The sequence below is a fragment of the Pedobacter aquatilis genome, from assembly GCF_032678425.1.
GTDB classification, from domain to species: Bacteria; Bacteroidota; Bacteroidia; order Sphingobacteriales; family Sphingobacteriaceae; genus Pedobacter; species Pedobacter aquatilis_B.
This window is the reverse complement of sequence record NZ_JAVTSG010000001.1, coordinates 420,814-444,403: the sequence shown is the minus strand read 5'-3', so window position 1 is coordinate 444,403 and position 23,590 is coordinate 420,814. Positions and strand designations below refer to the sequence as shown.

18 protein-coding genes are annotated in these 23,590 nt (G+C 37.8%); 11 read left to right on the top strand and 7 right to left on the bottom strand.

Annotation, left to right across the window (positions count from 1 at the left end; genetic code table 11):
- Positions 1-9: 9 nt before the first annotated feature.
- Positions 10-1,551, bottom strand: coding sequence for an acyl-CoA carboxylase subunit beta (locus R2Q16_RS01720; protein WP_316734799.1), 1,542 nt, complete (start codon positions 1,549-1,551; stop codon positions 10-12).
- Positions 1,552-1,844: 293 nt separating this feature from the next.
- Between R2Q16_RS01720 and R2Q16_RS01715 the strand changes: the two genes are divergently transcribed.
- Positions 1,845-2,189 (top strand): hypothetical protein, encoded by a 345-nt coding sequence (locus R2Q16_RS01715; protein ID WP_316734798.1) that lies wholly within the window; start codon positions 1,845-1,847, stop codon positions 2,187-2,189.
- 128 nt (positions 2,190-2,317) lie between these two features.
- Positions 2,318-3,928 carry a SulP family inorganic anion transporter gene (locus R2Q16_RS01710; RefSeq protein WP_316734797.1) on the top strand — a complete coding sequence of 537 codons (1,611 nt, stop codon included), beginning with the start codon at positions 2,318-2,320 and terminating at the stop codon, positions 3,926-3,928.
- A gap of 44 nt (positions 3,929-3,972) precedes the next feature.
- On the opposite strand, the gene R2Q16_RS01705 is transcribed toward R2Q16_RS01710, so the two are convergent.
- Both R2Q16_RS01705 and pruA read right to left on the bottom strand, forming a co-directional pair.
- The gene (locus tag R2Q16_RS01705) at positions 3,973-4,200 is read right to left on the bottom strand and encodes a hypothetical protein (protein ID WP_316734796.1); all 228 of its coding nucleotides are present in this window, start codon (positions 4,198-4,200) and stop codon (positions 3,973-3,975) included.
- Positions 4,201-4,561: 361 nt separating this feature from the next.
- The gene (pruA, locus tag R2Q16_RS01700; protein WP_316734795.1) at positions 4,562-6,196 is read right to left on the bottom strand and encodes an L-glutamate gamma-semialdehyde dehydrogenase; all 1,635 of its coding nucleotides are present in this window, start codon (positions 6,194-6,196) and stop codon (positions 4,562-4,564) included.
- A gap of 332 nt (positions 6,197-6,528) precedes the next feature.
- Here pruA and R2Q16_RS01695 point away from each other — a divergent pair, with 332 nt between their 5' ends.
- From R2Q16_RS01695 to R2Q16_RS01680, 4 genes are all read left to right on the top strand, one after another.
- Complete coding sequence (locus R2Q16_RS01695; protein ID WP_316734794.1) at positions 6,529-7,167, top strand: TetR/AcrR family transcriptional regulator; 639 nt, start codon at positions 6,529-6,531, stop codon at positions 7,165-7,167.
- 22 nt (positions 7,168-7,189) lie between these two features.
- Positions 7,190-8,557, top strand: a complete 1,368-nt coding sequence (locus R2Q16_RS01690) for a TolC family protein (protein WP_316734793.1) — start codon at positions 7,190-7,192, stop codon at positions 8,555-8,557.
- A 3-nt stretch (positions 8,558-8,560) separates the two neighbouring features.
- The gene (locus tag R2Q16_RS01685; RefSeq protein WP_316734792.1) at positions 8,561-9,613 is read left to right on the top strand and encodes an efflux RND transporter periplasmic adaptor subunit; all 1,053 of its coding nucleotides are present in this window, start codon (positions 8,561-8,563) and stop codon (positions 9,611-9,613) included.
- Positions 9,614-9,821: 208 nt separating this feature from the next.
- Entirely contained in the window at positions 9,822-12,887 is a 3,066-nt protein-coding gene (locus tag R2Q16_RS01680; protein WP_316734791.1) for an efflux RND transporter permease subunit, read from the top strand.
- A gap of 602 nt (positions 12,888-13,489) precedes the next feature.
- Here R2Q16_RS01680 and R2Q16_RS01675 read toward each other — a convergent pair.
- Positions 13,490-14,629: a sterol desaturase family protein gene (locus R2Q16_RS01675; RefSeq protein WP_316734789.1), complete on the bottom strand. Its 1,140-nt coding sequence runs from the start codon at positions 14,627-14,629 to the stop codon at positions 13,490-13,492.
- A 323-nt stretch (positions 14,630-14,952) separates the two neighbouring features.
- Here R2Q16_RS01675 and lpxK point away from each other — a divergent pair, with 323 nt between their 5' ends.
- The 3 genes from lpxK to R2Q16_RS01660 are packed head-to-tail and all read left to right on the top strand — an operon-like array spanning position 14,953 to position 18,863.
- Positions 14,953-16,014, top strand: coding sequence for a tetraacyldisaccharide 4'-kinase (gene lpxK / locus R2Q16_RS01670; RefSeq protein ID WP_316734788.1), 1,062 nt, complete (start codon positions 14,953-14,955; stop codon positions 16,012-16,014).
- Positions 15,986-16,801: a purine-nucleoside phosphorylase gene (locus R2Q16_RS01665; protein WP_316734787.1), complete on the top strand. Its 816-nt coding sequence runs from the start codon at positions 15,986-15,988 to the stop codon at positions 16,799-16,801. The genes lpxK and R2Q16_RS01665 overlap by 29 nt, the downstream gene beginning before the upstream one ends.
- Position 16,802: 1 nt before the next feature.
- On the top strand, positions 16,803-18,863 hold the full coding sequence (locus R2Q16_RS01660) for a putative porin (protein ID WP_316734786.1): 2,061 nt from the start codon (positions 16,803-16,805) through the stop codon (positions 18,861-18,863).
- Positions 18,864-18,913: 50 nt separating this feature from the next.
- Here the strand turns inward: R2Q16_RS01660 and R2Q16_RS01655 are convergent, their stop codons facing one another.
- Positions 18,914-19,606, bottom strand: coding sequence for a porin family protein (locus tag R2Q16_RS01655; RefSeq protein ID WP_316734785.1), 693 nt, complete (start codon positions 19,604-19,606; stop codon positions 18,914-18,916).
- Between the two features lie 272 nt (positions 19,607-19,878).
- Positions 19,879-21,060, bottom strand: a complete 1,182-nt coding sequence (locus tag R2Q16_RS01650; RefSeq protein WP_410478151.1) for an asparagine synthetase B — start codon at positions 21,058-21,060, stop codon at positions 19,879-19,881.
- Positions 21,061-21,786: 726 nt separating this feature from the next.
- On the opposite strand from R2Q16_RS01650, the gene R2Q16_RS01645 reads away from it, so the two are divergent.
- Together R2Q16_RS01645 and R2Q16_RS01640 are read left to right on the top strand one after the other, a co-directional pair.
- Positions 21,787-22,245 carry a peptidylprolyl isomerase gene (locus R2Q16_RS01645; protein ID WP_290241904.1) on the top strand — a complete coding sequence of 153 codons (459 nt, stop codon included), beginning with the start codon at positions 21,787-21,789 and terminating at the stop codon, positions 22,243-22,245.
- A gap of 66 nt (positions 22,246-22,311) precedes the next feature.
- On the top strand, positions 22,312-22,851 hold the full coding sequence (locus tag R2Q16_RS01640) for a DUF5606 domain-containing protein (RefSeq protein WP_316734783.1): 540 nt from the start codon (positions 22,312-22,314) through the stop codon (positions 22,849-22,851).
- A 252-nt stretch (positions 22,852-23,103) separates the two neighbouring features.
- Here the strand turns inward: R2Q16_RS01640 and rlmH are convergent, their stop codons facing one another.
- Positions 23,104-23,577, bottom strand: coding sequence for a 23S rRNA (pseudouridine(1915)-N(3))-methyltransferase RlmH (rlmH, locus tag R2Q16_RS01635; RefSeq protein ID WP_316734782.1), 474 nt, complete (start codon positions 23,575-23,577; stop codon positions 23,104-23,106).
- Between the last annotated feature and the right edge of the window lie 13 nt (positions 23,578-23,590).

Below are 23,590 nucleotides of genomic sequence, written 5' to 3'. Positions count from 1 at the left end.
CTTACATCCCTACAAAGGTATATTTCCGTGCTTTTTTCTCGGGTTATTGACCACTTTGTTTTCTAACATTTTAAAAGCTTTTATCAACTTAATACGGGTTTGTGAGGGCTCGATAACCTCATCAATAAAACCTCTTTCAGCGGCTCTGTATGGATTGGCAAAAATATCTGAATATAATTTTTCTTTCTCAAGCCATTTTTCTTCTGGGTTTTCGGCTGAAGATATTTCCTTTTTAAAGATGATTTCGGCTGCACCTTTTGCGCCCATAACCGCAATTTCGGCACTCGGCCAGGCATAATTCATATCAGCACCAATATGTTTACTGTTCATTACATCATAAGCGCCACCGTAAGCTTTTCGGGTAATGACCGTAATGCGTGGAACAGTGGCCTCGCTAAAGGCATAAAGTAATTTTGCACCATTGGTGATGATGCCGTTCCATTCCTGATCCGTACCCGGAAGAAAACCCGGAACGTCTTCAAAAACCAACAATGGAATATTAAAACAATCGCAAAACCTAACAAAACGAGCCGCTTTGGTTGATGAGTTGCTATCTAAAACACCTGCTAAATAAGCCGGTTGATTGGCCACAATACCAATGCTTCTACCCGCTAAACGGGCAAAGCCCACCACAATATTCTCGGCAAAATCTTTATGAACTTCTAAAAAACTATCTGCATCAGCCACAGTGGTAATAATCTCCCGAATATCATACGGCTGCGAAGCATTTTGTGGCATAAAGGTATTTAAAGCCATACGACTTTCATCCTCTTGCTCATAAGGCAAATGCTCTGGCGTTTCCTCACAATTTTGTGGCATAAAAGCCAATAATTTTTTTACATGATTTATGGCCTCAATTTCATTTGCACAAGCAAAATGTGTTACGCCAGATTTTGTAGCATGTGTATTTGCGCCACCCAATTCTTCCGATGTAACCACTTCATGTGTTACCGTTTTAACCACATTTGGACCGGTTACAAACATATAAGAAGTTTGCTCAACCATTAAAATAAAATCGGTTATGGCAGGCGAATAAACCGCACCACCTGCACAAGGGCCCATAATCGCAGATAACTGTGGAATTACGCCAGATGCCTGAACGTTTTTATAAAAGATATCTGCATAACCGCCTAAAGAAACAACACCCTCTTGAATTCTTGCACCACCACTATCATTCAAGCCAATTAATGGGGCACCATTTTTCATCGCCATGTCCATTAACTTACATATTTTTTCAGCATGTGTTTCGGATAATGAACCACCAAAGACGGTAAAATCCTGTGAGAAAACATAGGTTAAACGACCATTAACCGTGCCGTAGCCAGTTACTACGCCATCGCCAAGATATTTTTCACGTTCCATACCGAAATCGGTGCTTCGATGGGTAACCATCATGCCGATTTCTTCAAAACTACCCTCATCCATTAAAAAGTGAATGCGCTCACGAGCGGTTAACTTGCCCTTTTTATGTTGTGCATCAATTCTATCTTGTCCGCCGCCAAGGTTGGCCTTTTTTATCTTATCCTGAAGTAAAGCAATTTTCTTATCCATATCTGGTTCAATAGATTTTAAAATTAAAAATTAACATCGGGAAAACAAGATTTAGCTTTTGATAATTCCTAAATCATCATCTAAAAAGCAAACATTAAATTAATATTAAAATTGATAAACCAACTTTAACCGATAATGTGTATATTTAAGTATGTAGTAATGTGTTGATTTAGTGTTTGTTGAATGTAAGTTTTATTTCTGCTGTGGTTTTTTACTGCCAATTATATTGAAAATTCGATAAACCGATTACTTTTGCAAACAGCAAGATTAAAATAAGATTAGAATTTAGTCCGATGTTTTTAAGGAAGTATAAATATATCATTGTAACCGCTTTTATGCTCATCTTCGTAGCGAAGATGGGGATTTCGGGTGCGCCGGTGTTTTATACTTGTATTGACCGTGAAATTATGAAGGCGGTAATCATGCAAATTGAGTTAGAGCACTCTGGCGGGAAAGATACTTCTAAAGAAACCGCCAAATTTACCGACTTTAAACTGATTGAGCTTAACCATCCAATCTTCGCTTACGAATTTTCTTCATGCCATTTCTTTTTAAAAAGTAGTTTTATAGAGCATTTCAAACGCTATGTAGAGCCCTTTCACCCTACGGTTCCAACACCGCCACCGAATTTTATTTAATACATTTTTCAGGGTAGAATTAAATTTAAGCACCACGATTAGTAGTTAAATATCTGCTAAAATTTACTGATGCATTAATTGGACTACCGCGATTTATTCGTTAAAATTTATTAGATAATCATATCGTTATGCAAAAGTTTAACCCGGCCTTTTCAGGTTCGGATGTAAAGAAATATTTTCTTGCAAAGAATTTAAAGAAGGACCTTCCGTCGAGTATTGTAGTTTTTTTGGTGGCTTTGCCGCTTTGTTTAGGTATTGCATTGGCGTCAGGTGCGCCATTATTTGCTGGTTTAATTACTGGTATTATAGGTGGTATCGTTGTAGCATCTTGTAGCGGTTCTCAACTCAGCGTAAGCGGGCCAGCAGCAGGTTTAACCGTTATTGTTTTAGGTGCAATTACTTCATTGGGCAGTTATCCAACGTTTTTGCTGGCTGTAGTGCTTGCTGGCGTTTTTCAGTTGATTTTAGGTTTGATAAAAGCCGGAACAATAGGCAATTATTTTCCTTCAAGTGTAATAGAGGGCATGTTGGCTGCAATTGGATTAATCTTAATTTTAAAACAGTTACCACATGCCTTAGGTGTTGATACAGATTTTAGTGGCGATGAAGGCTTTTTTCAGCAAGATCACGAAAATACCTTTTCTGCAATATCAGCAGCAATTGGTCACTTCAGTTTAGCTGCGGTTGTAATTAGTGTGTTATCCATAATCATCCTGATTTTATGGCCAAAATTCAGACAATTAGCCATTGTGCCTGCTCCGCTTATTGTGGTAATCATTGGTATTGTAGGTACACTAATTTTTGCAGGCACAAGCACCCCGCTACGTGCCGACCAAATGGTTAAAATACCAACGTTTAGTGGTTTTGATGAATTTTTAGGGCTTTTTACTACACCAGATTTTTCTCAATTAGCCAATAAGAATGTTTATGTTGTGGCTTTAACAATCGCTATCGTAGCCAGTTTAGAAACACTTTTGAGCATCGAAGCCGTTGATAAAATCGACCCTATAAAACGTGTAACTCCAACCAATAGAGAGTTAATTGCGCAAGGCATCGGAAACATTACAAGTGGCATGGTTGGTGGCTTGCCAATGACATCGGTAATCGTTCGAAGCTCGGCTAATGTTAATGCTGGCGGACGAACAAAAATGTCGGCAATATTTCATGGAAGTTGGCTATTGTTGTCGTTGCTTTTTATTCCGCAGGTGATAAATATGATTCCATTATCTTGTTTGGCGGCAATTTTATTGGTTACGGGCTATAAACTTACCAGAATTGGCTTATTTAAACACATGTACCACAAAGGTTGGGATCAGTTCGTACCTTTTGTAGTTACTATTCTGGCTGTACTATTTACCGATTTATTAAAGGGCGTTGCTGTTGGTATGTTGGTTTCAATTTTCTACCTTTTGCGTACAAATATGCGTAACCCATTCTTCTACAGAATAACCAACGAGGGCGATAAAAAGCATATCAGAATAAAACTGGCGGAAGAGGTTTCGTTTTTAAATAAGGCCGCAATTCAGGTGGTTTTAAATAATATACCAAAGGAAACAAATGTAATTATTGATGGTACAAATGCCCGATATATCGACCCCGATGTTTTGGAAACGATTTTTAACTACAAACATAACGCCTACACAAAAGGCATCATTGTAACGCTGGAAAATGTTAAAAAACATTACAGCGTTCCAAAACTAAATAATAACATTGTTGATGACATTAACAGTATTAACTAATGTCATTAAACTTTTAAATTGCAAAGCCCTGAAATTTCGGGGCTTTATTTTTGCGCCGTATTTGGCATATTTCCGGCATGTCCCTTATTGCCTTTTTCTGCATCTTCCCTGGCTTCTTCCGAGCCAAAATCACCTTTGCCAAAGTCTTTCGCTAAATTCCCAGCTTCTGATTTTACCTTATTCTGGTCGCTGTTTTCATTGCTGCGGTGTTTAGGGACTAGTTGTTCCGGCAAATTTGTTTTATCAGCGTTATTGTCCTTTTGATTTTCCATGACATTTAATTTTGTAAATAGAACATCAGGAAACAACTATAGTTTTAAAATTGATAAGGTTTTGGAAATGGATGTACAGCAATTCTTGAGGGCTTCAGTCCCGTTATTCGCTTTATCCCGATGCTCGCTACTACCGGGTTTATTAACTTTAGCTTTTGTACTTGAAGCAGAAATTAAACTTAAATAGTAGCAAAGACTTTTGTGTATAAACGGGATTGCAGCGAGCACGAAGTGTAACGGAGTAAAGCGGAAAGCCCGACTAACTTAAATCTTTTTACTGCAATTGCTTTCCAAATCCTTTTTAAAAATAAAAACCCCTTGATAAATCAAGAGGTTTTTAAGTATGGTATCGAAAAGACAATTAATCTTCTGCCAAAAATGGATAACGGTAATCCGTTGGCGATTCGAAAACTTCTTTTATGGTACGTGGAGAAACCCAACGCAACAAGTTAATCATCGAACCAGCTTTATCATTCGTACCCGAACCTCTGGCACCACCAAAAGGTTGCTGACCAACAACAGCCCCTGTACATTTATCATTGATGTAAAAGTTACCAGCCGAGTTGCGTAGCGCATGGCTAGCTTTATCAATTGCGTAACGGTCTTGCGCAATTAAAGCACCCGTTAAAGCGTATGGAGATGTGGTATCAATAACTTTTAAAATTGAATCAAAATCCTTGTCGGCGTAAACGTAAACCGTTAAAACCGGACCGAATAATTCTTCGCACATGGTTGTGTATTTCGGGTCTTGAACCACTAAAACAGTTGGCTCAACAAAGTAACCTTTGCTCTTATCGTAGTTTCCGCCAGCAATAATTTCTACACCTTTATCTTTCTTCGCCTGGTCTATATATTTCGCTAATTTATCAAAAGAACGCTCATCGATAACGGCATTAATAAAGTTGCCAAAATCTTCAGTTCCGCCCATTTTAAATGTAGCCAAATCGCGTAACATCTGTTTTTTTATCTCTGGCCAAAGGCTTTCAGCAATGTAAACACGACTAGCAGCCGAACATTTTTGTCCTTGGTACTCAAATGCACCACGAACAATCGCCGTATTTGCAATATCAACCTGTGCAGATGGGTGAACAAGGATAAAATCTTTACCACCAGTTTCACCTACAATACGAGGGTAAGATTTGTATTTATGGATGTTTGTGCCAATTGTTTTCCAGATTTCCTGGAATACTTTTGTAGAACCCGTGAAGTGAATGCCCGCAAAATCAGGGTGGTTGAAAATTACATCTCCGGTTTCTGGTCCGTCTGCATAAACTAAGTTGATTACGCCATCAGGTAAGCCTGCTTCACGGAAAATTTCCATTAAAAGGTTGGCTGCATAAACTTGTGTATCTGCTGCTTTCCAAACCACAACGTTACCCATCATCGCTGCCGAAGCGGGTAAGTTGGCTGCAATTGCCGTAAAGTTAAAAGGCGTTAAAGCGAACACGAAACCTTCTAATGGGCGTTGTTCCACTCTGTTCCAGTTTCCACGAGGCGAAACAGGAGGTTGTTGCTTGTAAATATCACTCATATAACTTACGTTGAAACGCAAGAAATCAATCAATTCGCAAGCGGCGTCAATTTCTGCCTGGTAAGCATTTTTACTTTGGCCAAGCATGGTTGCTGCATTTAATTTATAGCGGTATTTGCCGGCAATTAGTTCTGCTGCTTTTAAAAATATTGCTGCTCTGTGCTCCCAAGAAAGGTTTTCCCAATCTTCTTTGGCTGCTAAAGCGGCATCAATCGCTTGCGAAACATGCGTTTTATCGCCAATGCTGTATTGTGCTAAAATATGTTGATGATCGTGTGGAGGAACAACCTTGCCCTTTTTAGTGGTATGCACTTGTTTGCCGCCAATGTACATCGGGATGTCTTGTTGATGTGAACGGGCTTCAGCCAGCGCTTCTTTTAAAAGAACGCGTTCTTTACTGCCTGGGCCATAATTTAATATAGGTTCGTTTACCGGAGTAGGTACGTTAAAAAATCCTTTAAGCATAGTGTATTTTTTATGAGTTGCGCAAAGATAAGGCTTTTTGAGGTACGCCATTCTATAATACTGTAAAGAAAATAAGGCAAATCAAGTTCAAAAAAGGTAATCTAAATACACTATCTAAAATTATAGTTTTAGCGTACATGTTTTTCTGAAAGTGGAAGCCAGCTTCATTTTGGCGGAATGCAGCCCCGCTGTTCGCTTTACTCCGTTGCACTTCGTGTTCGCTGCCATCGGGCTTATTAAACAAAGGCTTGTTTCTGCATGATGTAAAAATATTTTAAAATAAATTATAAATATTAACACTGTTAACTATATTTGCGGTGTAAATATTTATCATGGGAATTAAAGAGCGTAAGGAAAAGCATAAGGAAGATTTAAGGCAACGTATTTTGGATGCTGCAAAGGAACTTTTTTTAAAGGATGGCTACGATGCAACCTCCATCAGAAAGATTGCTGAGAAGATAGAATTCAGTCCGACGACAATTTATTTGTACTATAAAGACAAGGCCGATATCATGTATGCTTTGCACCAGGAAGGCTTTATATTATTGGGGACGCAGTTCGCAGTTTTGCAACATGTACACGAGCCATTTGAACGTTTAAAGGCTATGGGGCGTGTTTATATGAGTTTTGCACTAAATAATCCTGACTTTTATGAGCTGATGTTCATCATGAAAGAACCTATAGAATTTGTAAAAGCACATTGCCTCGACGAAGAATGGGAGGAAGGTGAGCAAGCTTTTGGAGCATTAATCCTGACGGTTAATCAATGCAAGGAAGCAGGTTATTTCACCCAGTTCGATACCACAACATTTGCACTTAATATCTGGTCTTTAATGCATGGTTTATGCAGTTTAAAACTGCAGGGTCACTTAGATCATATGGCCTCCACTAAAATTGGTATGGATGATAATGTAGATTGGCTGGAGCAAACCTTTAACGGTTTCATCGCCATGTTAAATAGTATGAAGTAGTAATAAATTAACACTGTTAATTATGAAGATTTTTTTATTTAGAACTTTGTCTGTCTTTACGCTGCTTGCGTTTGTGAGTTCAAGCGCAAAGGCTCAGCAAACTTTGGATGCGTATGTTGCCGAGGGTTTCAAAAACAACATCGTACTGCAACAAAAGACCATCTCGCTAGAAAAAGCCCAATATGCTTTAAAAACAGCGAAAAGTTTATTCTTACCTACGGTTGCTTTTTCAACGAGTTGGTCTACTGCGGATGGCGGTCGTAATATTCCGCTGCCCTTGGGCGATTTGCTAAACCCAGTTTATTCTACCTTAAATCAACTTACAGCAACGAATAATTTCCCTTTAATGGAAAATCAAAGCATCAATTTTCTACCCAAGAATTATTACGATGCCAGGGTAAGAACAACCGTGTCTATCCTGAATACAGATTTGGGTTTCAACAAAAAGATTTCTGAACAACAGGTTGTTTTGCAGGAGTTTGAGGTGCAGATTTATAAACGCGATTTAGTAAAAAACATCAAGACAGCTTATTACAACTATCTTAATGCGCTACAAGCGGTTGATGTTTATAAATCGGGATTGCAATTGGCTAATGAAGGTTTAAGGGTAAATGAAAAGTTACTGGAAGGTGGTAAAGGCTTACCTGCTTATGTATTGCGTTCAAAAAGTGAGGTCGAAAATGTGCATGCGCAAGTGGTGACCGCCGAGCAGCAAGTGGTTAATGCCAGGATGTATTTCAACTTTTTGTTAAACCGTAATGCCGATGAACAAATAGAAGCCAGTTTTGATGATAGCGCCAATCTGATGAAAGTTGAAGGTTTAATTGCCGACTTAACTGCATTTTCCGCCAGGGAAGAATTAAAAGCATTAGACCAGGTTATCAATATCAACAAAACCGCACTCAAAATGAACAGGCAATTTGCGGTTCCAAAGCTTGGTGCATTTATCGATTTGGGTTCGCAATCAGAAGGTTTCCATTTTAATAATCAAACCCGGTATTATATGGTGGGCTTGCAGCTGGATATTCCAATCTTCAACGGAAACCGAAATAATTTCAAGATTAAACAGAGCAATCTAGATATTAAGAATGCAGAATTGAATGCAAATCTGGTTACACAACAGCTTAATTTAACGGTAAAAACAGCTCAAAATAACCTCCGTTCGGCCTACCAGACTTATCAGTCATCGCTTAAACAAAATGAGGCAGCATCAAGTTACCAGCGCTTAATAGAAAAGGGTTTTAAGGCAGGAACAAACAACTTCATTGAAACCGTTGATGCCCGAAATCAATATACATCAGCACAACTTTTAGTTAACATTAACAGGTATAAAGTTTTATCGGCAATGGCCGATGTAGAACGCGAAACCGCAACCTATTCAATAAATTAATTTATGAAGAAGATAATTATTTATTCAACTTTAATTGCTGCAGCATTTGGGTTAAGTGCTTGCGGTGGTTCTAAAACCGAGGAAACTACAATCGGTAACCAGGATACAATTCCGGTAAAACTAATGACTTTGAAAATTGAAGATTCTAGTCATGCGATTGCAGCGTCAGGACAATTTACCACAAACGATGAAACCTTTCTATCCTTCAAAAATGGTGGTATTATTAATAAGATTCTGGTTAAAGAGGGCGATGCAGTTCGTAAAGGTCAGTTGCTTGGAACTGTAAATCAAACTGAAATCTCGGCTCAAGTACAGCAAGTGAATCTATCCTACCAAAAGGCAGAGCGTGATTTTGCCCGTGCCAGTAAGTTGTACAAGGATAGCGTAGCCACTTTAGAGCAAATGCAAAACGCAAAAACAGCTTTGCAAGTGGCTAAGCAACAATTGGATGCTGTTAAGTTTAATCAAAACTATTCAGAAATAAGGGCAACCAGTAATGGTTATGTTTTGAAAAAATTGGCTAATGATGGACAAGTTGTTGGTCCGGGTACACCGATTCTACAAATAAACGGTGCCAACCAAAGCAAGTGGATTTTAAAAGTAGGCCTGAGTGATGCACAATGGTCGAGCTTAAAGATTGGGGATAATGCAACGATAACAACTGATGCTTTGCCAAGTAAATCTTTCCAAGCTAAAGTAAGCAGAAAAGCAGAGGGTATCGACCCGCAAAGCGGAACTTTTGGGGTTGAGCTTACGCTTAACGAAAATAAGGTGCAAGGTTTAGCGGCTGGTTTATTTGGCAAAGCGAATATCATTCCAACAAAGAGTACAAGTAGTTTTACCATCCCATATGATGCTTTATTGGATGGTGGCGAGAATGAGGGCTATGTTTTCATCACCAATGACAATAAAACGGCACAAAAGGTTAAGGTTCAGCTTGGCGCAATCCAGAATGATAGAATCAATATCAGTGGTGGTTTGGAAAATGCAAGCTCACTAATCATATCCGGAAGTGCTTATTTAACAGATGGCTCGAAGATTAGGGTTATAAAGTAGAGGGGGCAAGGTTAAAGCTGAAAGAAAAAAGACGAAAGCTGAAAGCCTTCGATTTGTCATACTGAATATTTCGACTTCGCTCAATATATAAACTAAGTCGAAGGACAAATTTATTTCTTCAACTGCGCTTACAACAAGCATATAAATAATTAATCAGTGAAATCACAAAATCTGTGTAATCATTCCGTGAGGAAAAAACATCAATAAGATGAAAATATCAGAATACGCTGTAAAAAATTACCAGTTTACACTAATCATGGTGCTCATGGTTTTGGCGCTGGGCATTACCACCATATTTAACATGCCACGTTCGGAAGACCCGGACATGAATGCGCCAAACTATCCGGTTGTGGTGGTTTATCCGGGGGCTAGCCCGAAGGATATGGAGGAACTGGTTGTAAAACCTCTAGAAAAGAAAATCTATAGTCTGGATGATATCAAATCCATTAAAACCACTATTCGTGATGGTTTAGCTGTTGTATTCGTCGAATATAAATATGCGGTAAATGTAGATGATAAATATCAGGAACTGGTACGTGAGGTGAATAGCGAGCGGACAAATCTTCCGCAAGAGATTTACAGTATGGAAGTGCAAAAGGTACAACCGTCTGACGTAAATGTATTGCAGATTGCCTTAATTTCTGAAAATGCATCGAGAGATAAACTCAAGGAAAAAGCCGAAGCTTTGCAGGATGAATTAGAGAAAATCTCCTACCTCAAAAATGTAGAAATTGTTGGTTTGCCTGACCAACTGGTTCGTGTGGATTTAAATTTAGAGAAACTCGCTCAACTACATTTGCCGATTACCTTTATCGCCAATGCCATTCAAAGCGAAGTGGCAAATATTCCGGGTGGCAGTGTAAACGCAGGCACAAAATCCTTCAACATTAAAACCAGTGGCAACTATCAGGATATTGATGAAATAAAAAACACCATTGTGTTCAGCGGTAATGGTAAAAATACGGCATTAAAGGATGTGGCAAATGTTTATTTCGATTATTCGCAAGAAAAAGACATTACCCGTTTAAATGGTTATCGTTGTGTATTTGTGGTGGCCGCACAGAAATCAGGCATGAACATTACCAATGCACAAAAGGCCTATCTGCCGGTTATCGAAAACTTTAAGAAAACCTTGCCTGCCAATATCGACCAACAATTAATGTTCGACCAGGCCGATAATGTAAATAGCCGTTTGGGTGGTTTAGGAACTGATTTTTTAATAGCGATTCTTTTGGTTCTGGTTACGCTGTTGCCATTGGGTACGCGAGCATCAATCGTGGTGATGGTTTCCATTCCATTATCGCTGGCAATAGGCGTTATATTATTAAGCGTTTTAGGTTTCAGTTTAAACCAGCTCAGCATTGTTGGTTTGGTGGTTTCCTTAGGTTTATTGGTTGATGATAGTATTGTTGTGGTGGAGAATATTGAACGCTGGATGCGGGAAGGGCATAGCCGATTGGATGCCACCTTAAAAGCCACCAAGCAAATTGGCATGGCGGTAATGGGTTGTACGGCAACTTTGGTTATTGCTTTTATGCCGCTAATGTTTTTACCCGAAGCATCGGGCGAATTCATCAGAAGTTTACCCGTAGCGGTAATTTGTTCAGTTATTGCCTCTATGTTGGTTGCGCTAACGGTTGTTCCCTTTTTATCAAGCAAATTATTAAAACCACACAGTGATGTTAATGGAAACGTTTTCTTACGTACGCTGCAAAAAATCATCCACGGTTCTTATTCAAAATTATTAGACAGGGCATTGGCAAAGCCGATTTTAACAATCGTTATTGCTTTAGGTATTTTCGTTGGCTCAATTATGTTGATTCCGGTTATCGGTTTTAGCTTATTTCCGGCTTCAGAAAAACCACAGTTCTTAATTAATATTTCTACGCCACTTCAATCGAACTTAAAATATACCGATTCAATTACCCGTCAGATTGAAAAGGAATTAAAGGCCATCCCGGAAGTAAAATATTTCGCTTCGAATGTTGGGAAGGGAAATCCGCGGATTTATTATAATGTTTTACCGCAGAACGAGCGAACTGACTTTTCAGAATTGTTTGTGATGCTGCATCCCGATATTCGTTCAGACCGAAAGCTCGAAATTATTGAAATGCTCCGTAAAAAATGGACACCCTATGCAGGCGCAAAAGTAGAGGTGAAAGATTTTGAGCAAGGTCAGCCAATTATTTCTCCTGTAGAAGTACGTTTGCTTGGTGATAACCTCGATACCTTAAGGAATCTTGCTGGTCGTGTTGAAAACTTACTGCTGAAAACGCAGGGCACTATGTATGTGAATAACCCTTTGAAAAATTTAAAATCTGATATCAAGGTGGATATTGATAAAGATAAGGCACAAGCTTTAGGAATTGCGACCGTGAACATCGATAGGACGGTTAGGATGGCGGTTGCCGGATTGGAAGTTGGGAAGTTTTTAAACCCAAAATCAAGAGGTGATGATTACAGTATTTTGCTTACCACTAATCGCCCCTCGTACCCGGATTTATCCATTTTCGATAATTTGTACATTAATAACAGTCAGGGTACATCTATACCGCTTTTGCAGGTTGCAAATTTAAAGCTCGAAACATCGCCTTTAAGCATTAATCACCATAATAAAATCAGAACTATTTCCGTAAACGCCTTTGTGCAAAAAGGTTTTCTGAATGATAAAGTAATACAAGATGTTGAAGCGAAAATGAAAGAAGTTAAACTGCCTGCCGGATACAGCTTTGAGATGGGTGGTGAGGTAGAAAGCCGTAACCAATCTTTCGGTGGTTTTGGCAGTGTTTTATTGGTTACCTTATTTCTATTTATCGCGGTTTTAGTACTCGAATTTAAGACTTTTAAAAGTACGTTGATTGTGCTTTCGGTTATTCCGTTAGGTATTGTTGGTGCGGTTTTAGCCTTAATGGTTACCGGAAATTCGCTTTCTTTTGTCGCTACAATCGGCATCGTGGCCTTGGCTGGTATTGAAGTGAAAAACACCATCTTACTGGTCGATTTTACCAACCATTTACGTGCAGAAGGGATGCCGCTGAACCAGGCGATTGAAGAAGCGGGAGAAGTGAGGTTTTTACCGATTATTTTAACCACGTTTACCGCAATTGGTGGATTATTGCCCATCGCATTATCAAGTAATCCGCTTATTTCGCCGCTCGCAATTGTTATGATTGGTGGTTTAATCAGTTCGACCTTGTTATCCAGAATTGTAACACCTGTGGTATATAAATTAATGCCACCAAAAGTTGACGTTGTAGGGAGAGAAGAAGTTTAAGCTGTGTAGACTCACGAAGTTTAAATCGAAAGGAACTGTGCAAGTCTTTATTTGGAAACGTTTAATTATTATTAGAAAAGCAAGGGCTGGTATTTCATTGGAATGTCAGCCCCGTTTTTTGCTGCAATCTTTTTAAACAGGTTCTGTGTTGCTGAGGTACGAAGCACATGCTTCATCGGTTGCAGATGCTTCGTACCTCAGCATAACAGCATGTTCAACGTTGTTACTATTAAAAAGTATTTCCGCGTCAACCGGGTTTAGATAACGATCTTAACTACAAGAAATTCAGTTTTTTTTAGAGATAAAATTCTTATTTTTATTAATGTGAATTTAGGTTGGTTTGCTCATAACTAAGCCTTCGCAGTACAGCTCCGTTTTACTATAAACCGGCCTAACAAATTTTTGGGGTTTTACAATCAAAGCCTAATCACTGACTTTAATACAAAAATTTTCAGCCGGCAATTTTGTTTCTTTTGTTGTCAAAAGAAAAAGCTTGTCTGGCTAAGACAAAATAAACATCTTTCTTGTCCGGTCTATCCCTCCACAGACCGAAATTAACCAATAAACAAATGACAAATAAACCATTGAACTAATGAATCAAATTACCTATCGCTTCGCTCTTCCATTTTCAGATCTGTATCAAATGGGCTTTTCGTAAACGGATAAATGGTTTGCTTTACAAAACCTTTAGGATATTCGGCTTCGTGTACGCCAGTGCCGGCGGGCCATTCGTTTTTAGGCAAATAGTAGGTGCCAAATATCATGTCGATAAAAGGAAAAATAGATGCAAAGTTATGTCCGTAATATTTAGGGTCTTCACAATGGTGCCAATGGTGGTATTGTGGGGTGGTAAAAATGTATTTTATTGGTCCGAAGTTAATTCGGGTATTGGCATGGATGAGTACCGCATGAATGGCAATGAATATGATGTAAACATTAAATACGGTTGATGAGAAACCTAAAATATACAATGGAATGAAAGTCATTGCCCGGGTAAAGAATATATCGATAAAGTGGGTTCTGCTTCCGGCCAGCCAGTCCATATTTTGTGTAGAGTGATGGATGGAATGAAAACGCCAAAGCGAAACCCTCGTATGGAAAAAGCGATGCGCCCAATACTGAAATAAATCCGTGGTGAAGAAAGCCAAAGATAAAGCTACAATAAACGGTAATCCTTGTACCCAGGTGTGTAGTTTATCTAAACCCATCCAGCCGAAAAATAGCACAGCAGGTTTTTGTGTTACAATACCGAAAAACTGGATGAATAGGTGGCTGATAACGAAGTAAGTTAAATCGGTTCGCCACTCTTCGTGGAATTTGGTTTGCTTATCGTTTTTAGGGAAAAATAGTTCTAATGGGACAAAGATGGCTACCATTAATAGTAAATCCAGAATCATCCAATCTAAACCAAAATGCCAGCTTGATTTGGCTACATCTCTACCCTCAACACTTAAAGCGCCTAAAATTACGGCCAATGCAGCCAGAAGAAAACCCGGCCAGCCCCACTTTAGTTTTTTGCTCAAAACAACACTTAGTGCCGCGAAGAAAAAAGAGGCGATTACACCGCCAAGCATAAGCACTTCCATGCTGTCTTTTGTATAAACCTCCCTAAATTCGGGTGTGGTTAATTTTTCTGGATAATGGAAACATAAAATTCCGAGTAAGGCTAAAACCGCTAAAAAGATGGAAATATAACCGCTAATCTGGCCTTCGCCAACTACTAATCGTTTTCTTTGAGACATTGAGGTAGAGTTTGTTAATCAACAATTATACTAAAAAAAATCAATGTGAAATTAAATCAGTTCCATTTTTTGGGTTGCGGTTTTTAGCCCTTTTGTTTTATAAAAACCTTTGTTTATAAACGGAATTGTAGCGGTATCTCCCAATTTTTCATTGGGAAAATAGCCTAAAGCCCGGCTGATAATAATCTTGGTTACTACAATTGCTTTACATAAACTTATAAAAAAGCGACAAACATTTTTAGGATACAAAGGTTGCTTTAATGGGCATCGGCGAATGTGATGCCGTTCTTTTTTAAATAATAAGTAATTTTGAAAATATAATTATGCTACTTAACTACCTACGTTTATTACTGCTCCCATTTTCACTAATTTATGGTTTAGCGATTACGCTGAGGAAAAAGCTATATGATTGGGGTTTAATGCCTTCGGTAAAGTTTGATTTGCCTGTAATTTGTGTCGGTAACCTTACGGTAGGTGGCTCGGGGAAAACCCCAACAACTGAATATCTGGTGCGTTTACTGGCTGATTATAAGATTGCGATTTTGAGCAGGGGTTATGGGCGTAAAACGAAGGGTTTTGTTTTGGCTGATGCCAGTGCTACAGCTGAAACTATTGGCGATGAGCCTTTACAATATTATCAGAAGTTTGAAAATGTAACTGTTGCGGTTTGCGAAGAACGAGTTAAGGGTATCGAAAAACTTAAAGAAAACCATGATTTGATTATCCTGGATGATGCGTTTCAACATCGTCCGGTAAAGGCTGGTTTGAATATTTTACTTTTTGAGTTTAGAAAGTTAGGCACTTTACAATTCTTACTTCCGGCAGGGAATTTAAGGGATGTTTTTTCTTCAAGAAAAAGGGCAGATGTTTTGCTGGTTACGAAATCTCCAGTTCCCTTATTGCATGTTGCGCAACAGGCTTCGATAAATGAATTGCAGCCCAATAATAACCAAAAGGTTTTGCATTCCTATTTAAAATACGGCGATTTAAAGCATTTATATACAGATGAATCGCGTTCACTGGAATCAATTAAAGAACATGAAATTTTCTTGCTCACGGGGATTGCCAATCCTGATCCTTTAATTGAAGAGCTGCAAAAGTATTCGAAGGATATTAAACACGAAGATTTTCCAGACCATTATGCCTTTAAAACTGATGATATTAAAAAGTTTAAATCGGCATTTGATGCGGGTGTGAAAAAAGAAAAAATCATCATCACAACAGAAAAGGATAGCAAACGTTTAAAAGCTGCGGGATTTAAAGATTTACTGGTAAATTTACCCGTATATTTTTTACCCATCGAGGTTGAATTATTTGAAGAAGATAAGATTACCTTTGATGAACTTATTTTAAACTATGTTAAGAGTAATAGAAGAAACCGTTGAGTATATAAAACGTAAAACAGAAAATTTTACTCCAGAAATTGGTATCGTTTTGGGTACTGGTTTAGGCGGTTTAGTTAAAGAAATAGAAGTTGAGCATCAGTTGATGTACTCGAATATTCCAAATTTCCCGATATCTACCTTAGAATTTTATAGCGGTAAATTGATTTTTGGAACCCTAAACGGGAAAAAAATTGTAGCCATGCAAGGTCGTTTGCATTATTATGAAGGTTACAGCATGCAACAAATTACTTTCCCAATTAGAGTGATGAAGGGTTTGGGTATTGAAAACTTAATCGTTTCAAATGCTGCAGGTTCTTTAAATCCTGAGTTTAAGAAAGGTGATTTAATGATTATTGAAGATCACATTAACCTTCAGCCAGATAATCCATTAAGAGGTTTAATAGAGAGTTCGCTTGGTCCGCGTTTTCCGGATATGAGTCAGCCTTATAAGCGTTCTATCATTGCAAAAGCGTTAGAAATTGCGAAAGAAGTGGAGGTAAAATGTCATAAGGGTGTTTACGTTGCGGTTTCTGGTCCGAATTTAGAAACCAAAGCCGAATACAAATACCTAAGGTTAATTGGTGCGGATGCGGTTGGTATGAGTACCGTTCCGGAGGTTATTGTTGCAAACCACGCAGGCTTACCAGTTTTTGCGATTTCTGTTTTAACGGATGAAGGATTTCCTGAAGATTTACAACCATTCAGTTTAGATGAAATTTTAGAAGCTGCTGCCAAAGCAGAACCTAAAATGACAGAGATTTTAACCCAACTAATTGCTGAATTGTAAGATGCGTAAGGCGATTCTATTGTGTTTGGCAATTTTGCTTTTCATCATTAAAAATGATGCAAGTGCGCAAGATTTAAAAACAAGTGTAGGTACGAATAAGGAGCTCGATTCTTTGCGTAAGCGGGAAGAAGGCGAGAAGGATTCTGTTATTTTTACGGCCAAGTTTATTAAGTTTACTAAAATGGCCATGAGCAGAGACAGTATTGTGCTTTTGCCCCTGGATACTTCTACCTACAACATTCAAAATTATAGTCCGCTTTTACAGCCTAAACACCCGTCCATCACAACGGGTAGCGTGGGGCAAGTTGCCCGACCGTTATTGTACGAACCGTCTAGAAGAATTGGTTTTGATGTCGGTTTCCACGCTTTGGATTACTATTCGCTAAGTCCTGAAGATATTATTTATTACCAGGCCAGAGCACCTTATACCAGTTTATATCTGGTAAGTGCCGGACAAAAGGAGCAGTATTTTAAGGCAACGCATAGCCAGAATATAAAGAAAAACTGGAATGTTGGCTTTAATTTTAACCGTATGGATGCGCGGGGATTTTACAGCAGGCAAAGAGGAGACAATTTGAATATTGCCATCTTCAATTGGTATCAATCGCCCAACAAGCGTTATAACATGTGGGCCTCGGCAATTTTTAACACTTTAAGGGCTTATGAAAATGGTTCTATTCTGGCGGATACGATTTTTAATGATAACTATGTAAAGATTGATAGAAAAGCAGAAGCGACCAATTTATCTACTGCACGTAATTTATATAGAAAGAATACTATTTTCTTAAAGCAAACCTATTATGTTGGGCGGATAGACAGTACAGGATCTGCCAATACATCGGTTTTACCAACCAACAAGGTTACCCATACTTTTGAATATAATAATGATAGCTATGGTTTCTTTAAAGATGAACAGGATGATAATACAGTTATTCCAAGAGCCTTAAATAAGGCAAGTAGAATGACGCTTAATCCAAATGATGCGAATGATTTAGCTTTAGACCCCACTTTTACTAATGACACGACTCATATTCAGCATGTCAAAAATGAATTTATCTATAGTTTCTTTCTGAGGGCAAAGAATTCAACAGTTATAAAAAATGAGTTAAAACTCGATGCCGGATTAAGACACGACTATTATAATTATGCTTCGCAGGGGATAAGACGGAATGGTAACCTATATGAAAACAGTAGTTTCGCTTTTCAAAATTTAACTGTTGTTGGGGCTTTGGGTTATCGTTTTACCAGTAATATCGATTTAAATTTAGATGTAAACCAGATTTTTCAGGGTAGAAATGCAGGTGATTTTTTCTACGAGGCTAAAAGTAGAATTGCATTGAGCAAAGCGATTGGTAGAATCGAACTTGGTGCTTATCTCCAAAATCAATCTCCTTCAGAGATTTTTAACCGATACAATGGTAACCACTTTGAATGGACAAATACCAATTTAAAGAATACCAAAGTTGCCAATTTATCTTTTGGTTATATAAATGATAGGTTGGGTTTAGAGGCTGGCGCTAAATATTTTTTAACCAGTAATTATCTATATTTTGGAACTGGTAGAACAATCTCAGGAATAAATGATATTGATATTAAACCATTGCAAGAAACAGCGGATATTAGTTTAATCAGGCTGGATGTTGCAAAAAGATGGCGTTTCGGTAAGTTCTTAATTGAGAATTATCTGGCTTATCAAAAAACAGATAATAACGATGTTTTAAGAACGCCAGAATTTTATACTTGCAATAGCTTTTCTTTCGATTTGGATTTGTTTAAGGTACTTAAAACAAACATTGGTTTTGATGTAAGGTATAACACGGCTTATGCAAATTACTCTTATTCGCCTGCTATTGGTCAGTTTTTTGTTGGCGATGCAACGGTTTTAAAATCTGTTCCCGTTGTTGATGTTTACTTAAAAGCGAATTTGAAACGGGCAAATATTTTTATAAAGTATGATTATGCCAATCAGGGTTTATTATCTAAGGGATATTATACTGTGAATAGGTATCCAATGCCTGATGCTTTATTGAAGTTTGGCGTAACCTGGAATTTCTATGATTAAAACAGAAAAGCCCCGAAATTTCGGGGCTTTTCTGTTAAATTTTGATTTTTTTACAAAGAGTAACCAATTGTAAAACCAATGATGCGGTTTCTTAATTTATCATCGTTTGATCTTAAATCTTTCGGTACAAGATTAGATAAACCTAAACCATAGTTCGCACCTATTGATACCCCATTGTTTAATCTGTAAGCTAAGCCAAAGTTTGCACCAAAATCAATGCTGCTTAAATCATCACTAGTAGTACTACCAAATTCTATATCTCTATCTGTAAATGTAGATCCGGCAGCAGCACCAGATGTATAGCTTCCGGTATATTTATTTTTACCTGATATGTTAAAGCCAACATATGGTCCTGCACTGATTTGAAATGCCCCTGCATCGCCAGTTGGTATTCTAACCACAGCATTAACTGGTACTTCAATAGCCATAACGTCTTGCTTAAATGTACCTGTAACTGCAGAACCTCCAACAGTTGCAGAGCTTTCTAATTTTGCACCCTTGTTTTGTAATGAAACACCAGGTTGGATAAAGAAGTTATTTCCAACTCCAAAGTCTCCAAAGGCTGTAACGTTGTAACCAACATTACTTTTGTAATCGCGGTCTAATGCGCCAGTACCGCTGTAACTTGATAAGTTAACCCCAGCTTTTAAGCCAAATCTTGCCGTACTTCCACTCATTGTTGTTTGTGCAAATGCGCCCGTTGCTAATAATAAAACCCCTGCGCTTAATAATAACTTTTTCATAATATTTTTCTTTAGGTAAAGAATCTTGTTTTTAAATGTTTCCGATTAATTAAAATCGGTTGTTAATTACCGCCATCATTCCAAAAGCTATGCCAAAGTATTATTTATGTTACGTAATTGTTGATTAAATTATTGGTTTACAGTAGGTTTTGATTGTGATATTTCTGTATAAGGCTACAGTGCTACACTTTATACAGGAATATTTAGAGTGTATAGTTAAAAGGAATTTTAGTCTGATAAAGAATATTTTTTAGCTATCACCTAAATTAAATTTAAGTTTTTTGGGGTTTTTTCTTCGCAGCTGGGAAAAGTACATTGTTTAAAATTAAGCGATAACCAGCAGAGTTTGGATGAAGATTTAAATCGGTTGGTGGGTCGCCCACGGCGTGTTGGTAATCTTCGGGGTCGTGACCGCCATAAAAGGTAAATTGGCCTTTACCTACTTCTCCGTGCAGATAACGTACTTCGGCTGCGCCTTTATTCTCACCTAAAACGGTTACACTTGTTTTAATTAGTCCTTTTTTGAATGCTGTAGTTTGCCCCATGAAACCTTTAATTACCTTATCGTGGTTTTGCGTAAGCATGGTTGGTACCAAATCCCATTTTGCTGAAAAATCAAAAAGGGTGAAGAAGTCATTACTTTCGTTTAAACCTCTGCCATTGGTGGCATCAATATCCGAAAACTCGTAATTCATTGGGTTATTATCCAGTTTAAAATTTTGAAAGGCTAGCGTTTTAGAGAAATCTAATTTAGCTTGTGCATTTGGGTCGGCGGCATCTCCATCAAACATGGCGGCGCAAATGTCTACACCTTCGGCGGCTAAGGCAATATCAAAGCTATCAGTACCCGAGCACATGGCAAACATAAAACCACCACCAACACAGTACTCTTTAATCTGTTTGGCAACGGCAAGTTTCATTTGCGACACTTTCTTAAAGCCCAATCTTTTGGCGAGCGCTTCCTGGTTTTTTACATCTTCCTGGTACCAGTTAGCAAAGCGGAAAGACGACCAGAACCTACCGTACTGACCAGTAAAATCTTCATGGTGTAAATGCAACCAATCGTATTTGCTCAGTTTATCTTGTAAAATATCATCATCGTAAATTACATCGTAAGGGATTTCCGCATAGGTAAGCACAAGCGTTACGGCATCATCCCAGGGTAATTTGCTTTTTGGGGAGTACACGGCAATTTTAGGTGTTTTCTCCAGTTTAACCATTTCCATGTTTACGGATGGGTCGCTGATTTCGTTGAGCAGGTTTACCACCTTGCTATCGGCAACAACTTCGTAAGAAACGCCTCTAACTTTTAATTCGTCCTCAATAGTTTTGTTGTATTTGATAAGGAAACTGCCTCCCCGATAATTTAAAAGCCAATCTACTTCAACTTGTTTACTTATGGTCCAGTAGGCTATGCCGTAGGCTTTAAGATGATTTTTTTGGTCTTCATCCATATAAATTAATATAGATGATGCTTTAGCACCAAAACTTAAGAGCAAGAAAATTAATAAGAGGTAATGTTTCTTTTTAACGGCCATAATAACTTAAAACACTAAAATACCTCATTTAGTCTGTTAACGGAAATTAATTTAGTGGTTATATGGCCTAGATGTAGGCGCAAGCTTTTTATTACGCTGCCAGCGTGACAAATGGCCATGTAAACTTACGAAGTCTTGACTTGAAGTTGCCTATTAGACTTCGTAAGTTTAGCCGCATTGAAAATAAGGAAGGGAGTTGGACAGTACGATAATAAACTACAACCTTATACTTTGGGTTTACCGCACAGAATCAATTGCTAAGCTTTAAAATCAAATGACTTTCTACCTGCTCTCCAGCTAAATTTTTGGAAGAAGTTATGGTTTAAAACTTCGTTTCTAAACCTGACAGCAGCGGCAGCCCCGAGTTTTTCTACGAGGGCTAAAGCGAATGGCAGGGCTGTATATCCCCAAGAATTACCCGGCCGTTCATTTTCAAATTATTTTTTAAAATATGAATTTATACATACAGACGATTTAAAAATTATATCTATTGGTTAAAAACATAGGAACATTTTTCCTTCGACTCCGCTCAGGGCGATAACGTTTTATATTTAAAGATGTTCTATTTATAAATTTTGCTATTTTTGCGCTTCCCGATTAAGTTTTAATACTTGTTGGAATTTTTTAATAAATAAAATTGATATGAGTAAAGCAATAATCAAAACCGAAAAAGGTGATATGACTGTTGAGTTCTTTGAGAAAGATGCTCCGAAAGCAGTAGAGAACTTTAAGAAATTAGCTAAAGAAGGTTTTTACGATGGTGTAACTTTTCACCGTGTGATTCCTAATTTTATGGTGCAAACTGGTTGTCCAAATTCTAAAGATGGTGCAACTGGCATGCCAGGTACTGGTGGTCCGGGTTACAAAATTGATTGTGAATTAGATGGCGAAAATCAGTTTCACGATCGTGGTGTATTATCAATGGCGCATGCTGGTAGAAATACAGGCGGTTCGCAATTTTTCATTTGCCACAGCAGAACAAATACTGCTCACTTAGACCGTAACCACACTGTATTTGGTAAAGCAGTTGAAAATGTTGATCTTGTTGATGATATCCGTCAGGGAGACAAGATTTTAACTGTAGAAATAATTGAAGATTAATAGCAGAGTGCTTGGTGCATAGAGTTTACTCTATGCTCTATGCTCAAAGCTCTAAGCAAAAGAAATATGAACTTAAGAGGAATAGTTGCCGTTTCTGGCAGACCAGGTTTGTTTAAACTTGTTGGACAAAATAAAGTTGGTTATATTTTAGAAAGCCTTGATGCTCAAAAAGTTAAAATTGTAGCGAACATTACAAATACAAAACTTGCATCGCTTGAAGATATTACCGTTTATGGTGAGGAGCAAGAAATTAAACTTGTTGATGTATTTGCTAAAATAAGTGAGAAAGGTACAGCGCCTGATACTAAAGCAGATACTAAAGTTTTGCGTGCTTACTTTAACGAGGTTGCGCCAGGACATGACGAAGAAAAAGTGTATGCTTCGGACATGAAAAAAATCATCGGTTGGTATAACTTATTAAAAGATATGCCTTTGTTTACTGAAGATGCTCCTGAAGCACCAGCTACAGAAGCTGAAGCTAAATTAGCTGAAGAAAAAGTTGATAAAAAACCTAAAGCAAGTGCAAAACCTGCAAATGCTAAGGCTACTACTAAAACATCAGCGCCAGCTAAAAAAGCCAACATGACCAGTAAAAAAGGAGTATAAACCTTCTTACCTGATATTAAACAAGAAAGGCGTTGCAATTTGCAACGCCTTTCTTGTTTAAAAGCGTTTCTTAAAAAAAGTACCATAAAACAGCAATAACCACTGCTGAAATGGCCAGGCTAATCCACAAAACTTTATCACTTCCTGATTGCCTGCTTTTAAATTTGTATTGTCTTTTATATTTATCTAGTAACATAATTTTTTTATTTAATGATGTTTTTATAATGCTAATTCCACAATGTTAGCCATTGTTTATGCGTGATGATATGGTTCGCCCTTTAAAATACTAAAACCTCTGTACAATTGCTCAACAAAAAATAAACGAATCATTTGGTGAGAAAAGGTCATGTCTGACAAGGAAATTAATCCATTTGCCCGTTTGTAAATGGTATCATCAAAACCGTATGGGCCGCCGATAATAAATATCAAGTGCTGCACACTGCCAACCATTTGTTTGTTTAAGTAATTGGAAAACTCAACTGATGAATATTTTTTTCCTTTCTCATCTAATAAAATAACAACATCGCCATTATTAATTTGTTTGTGCAACAGTTCGGCTTCCTTTGTTTTTTGTTGTGCCTCTGAAAGGTTCTTAACGTTTTTAACATCGGGTATGGCAACAAAAGTAAAGTTTATATAATGTTTAAGGCGGTTGATGTATTTCTCAATGCCCTCGATTAAATATTTATCTTCTGTTTTACCAATGGCTAAAAGCGTAATCTTCATTTAATAATTTTCT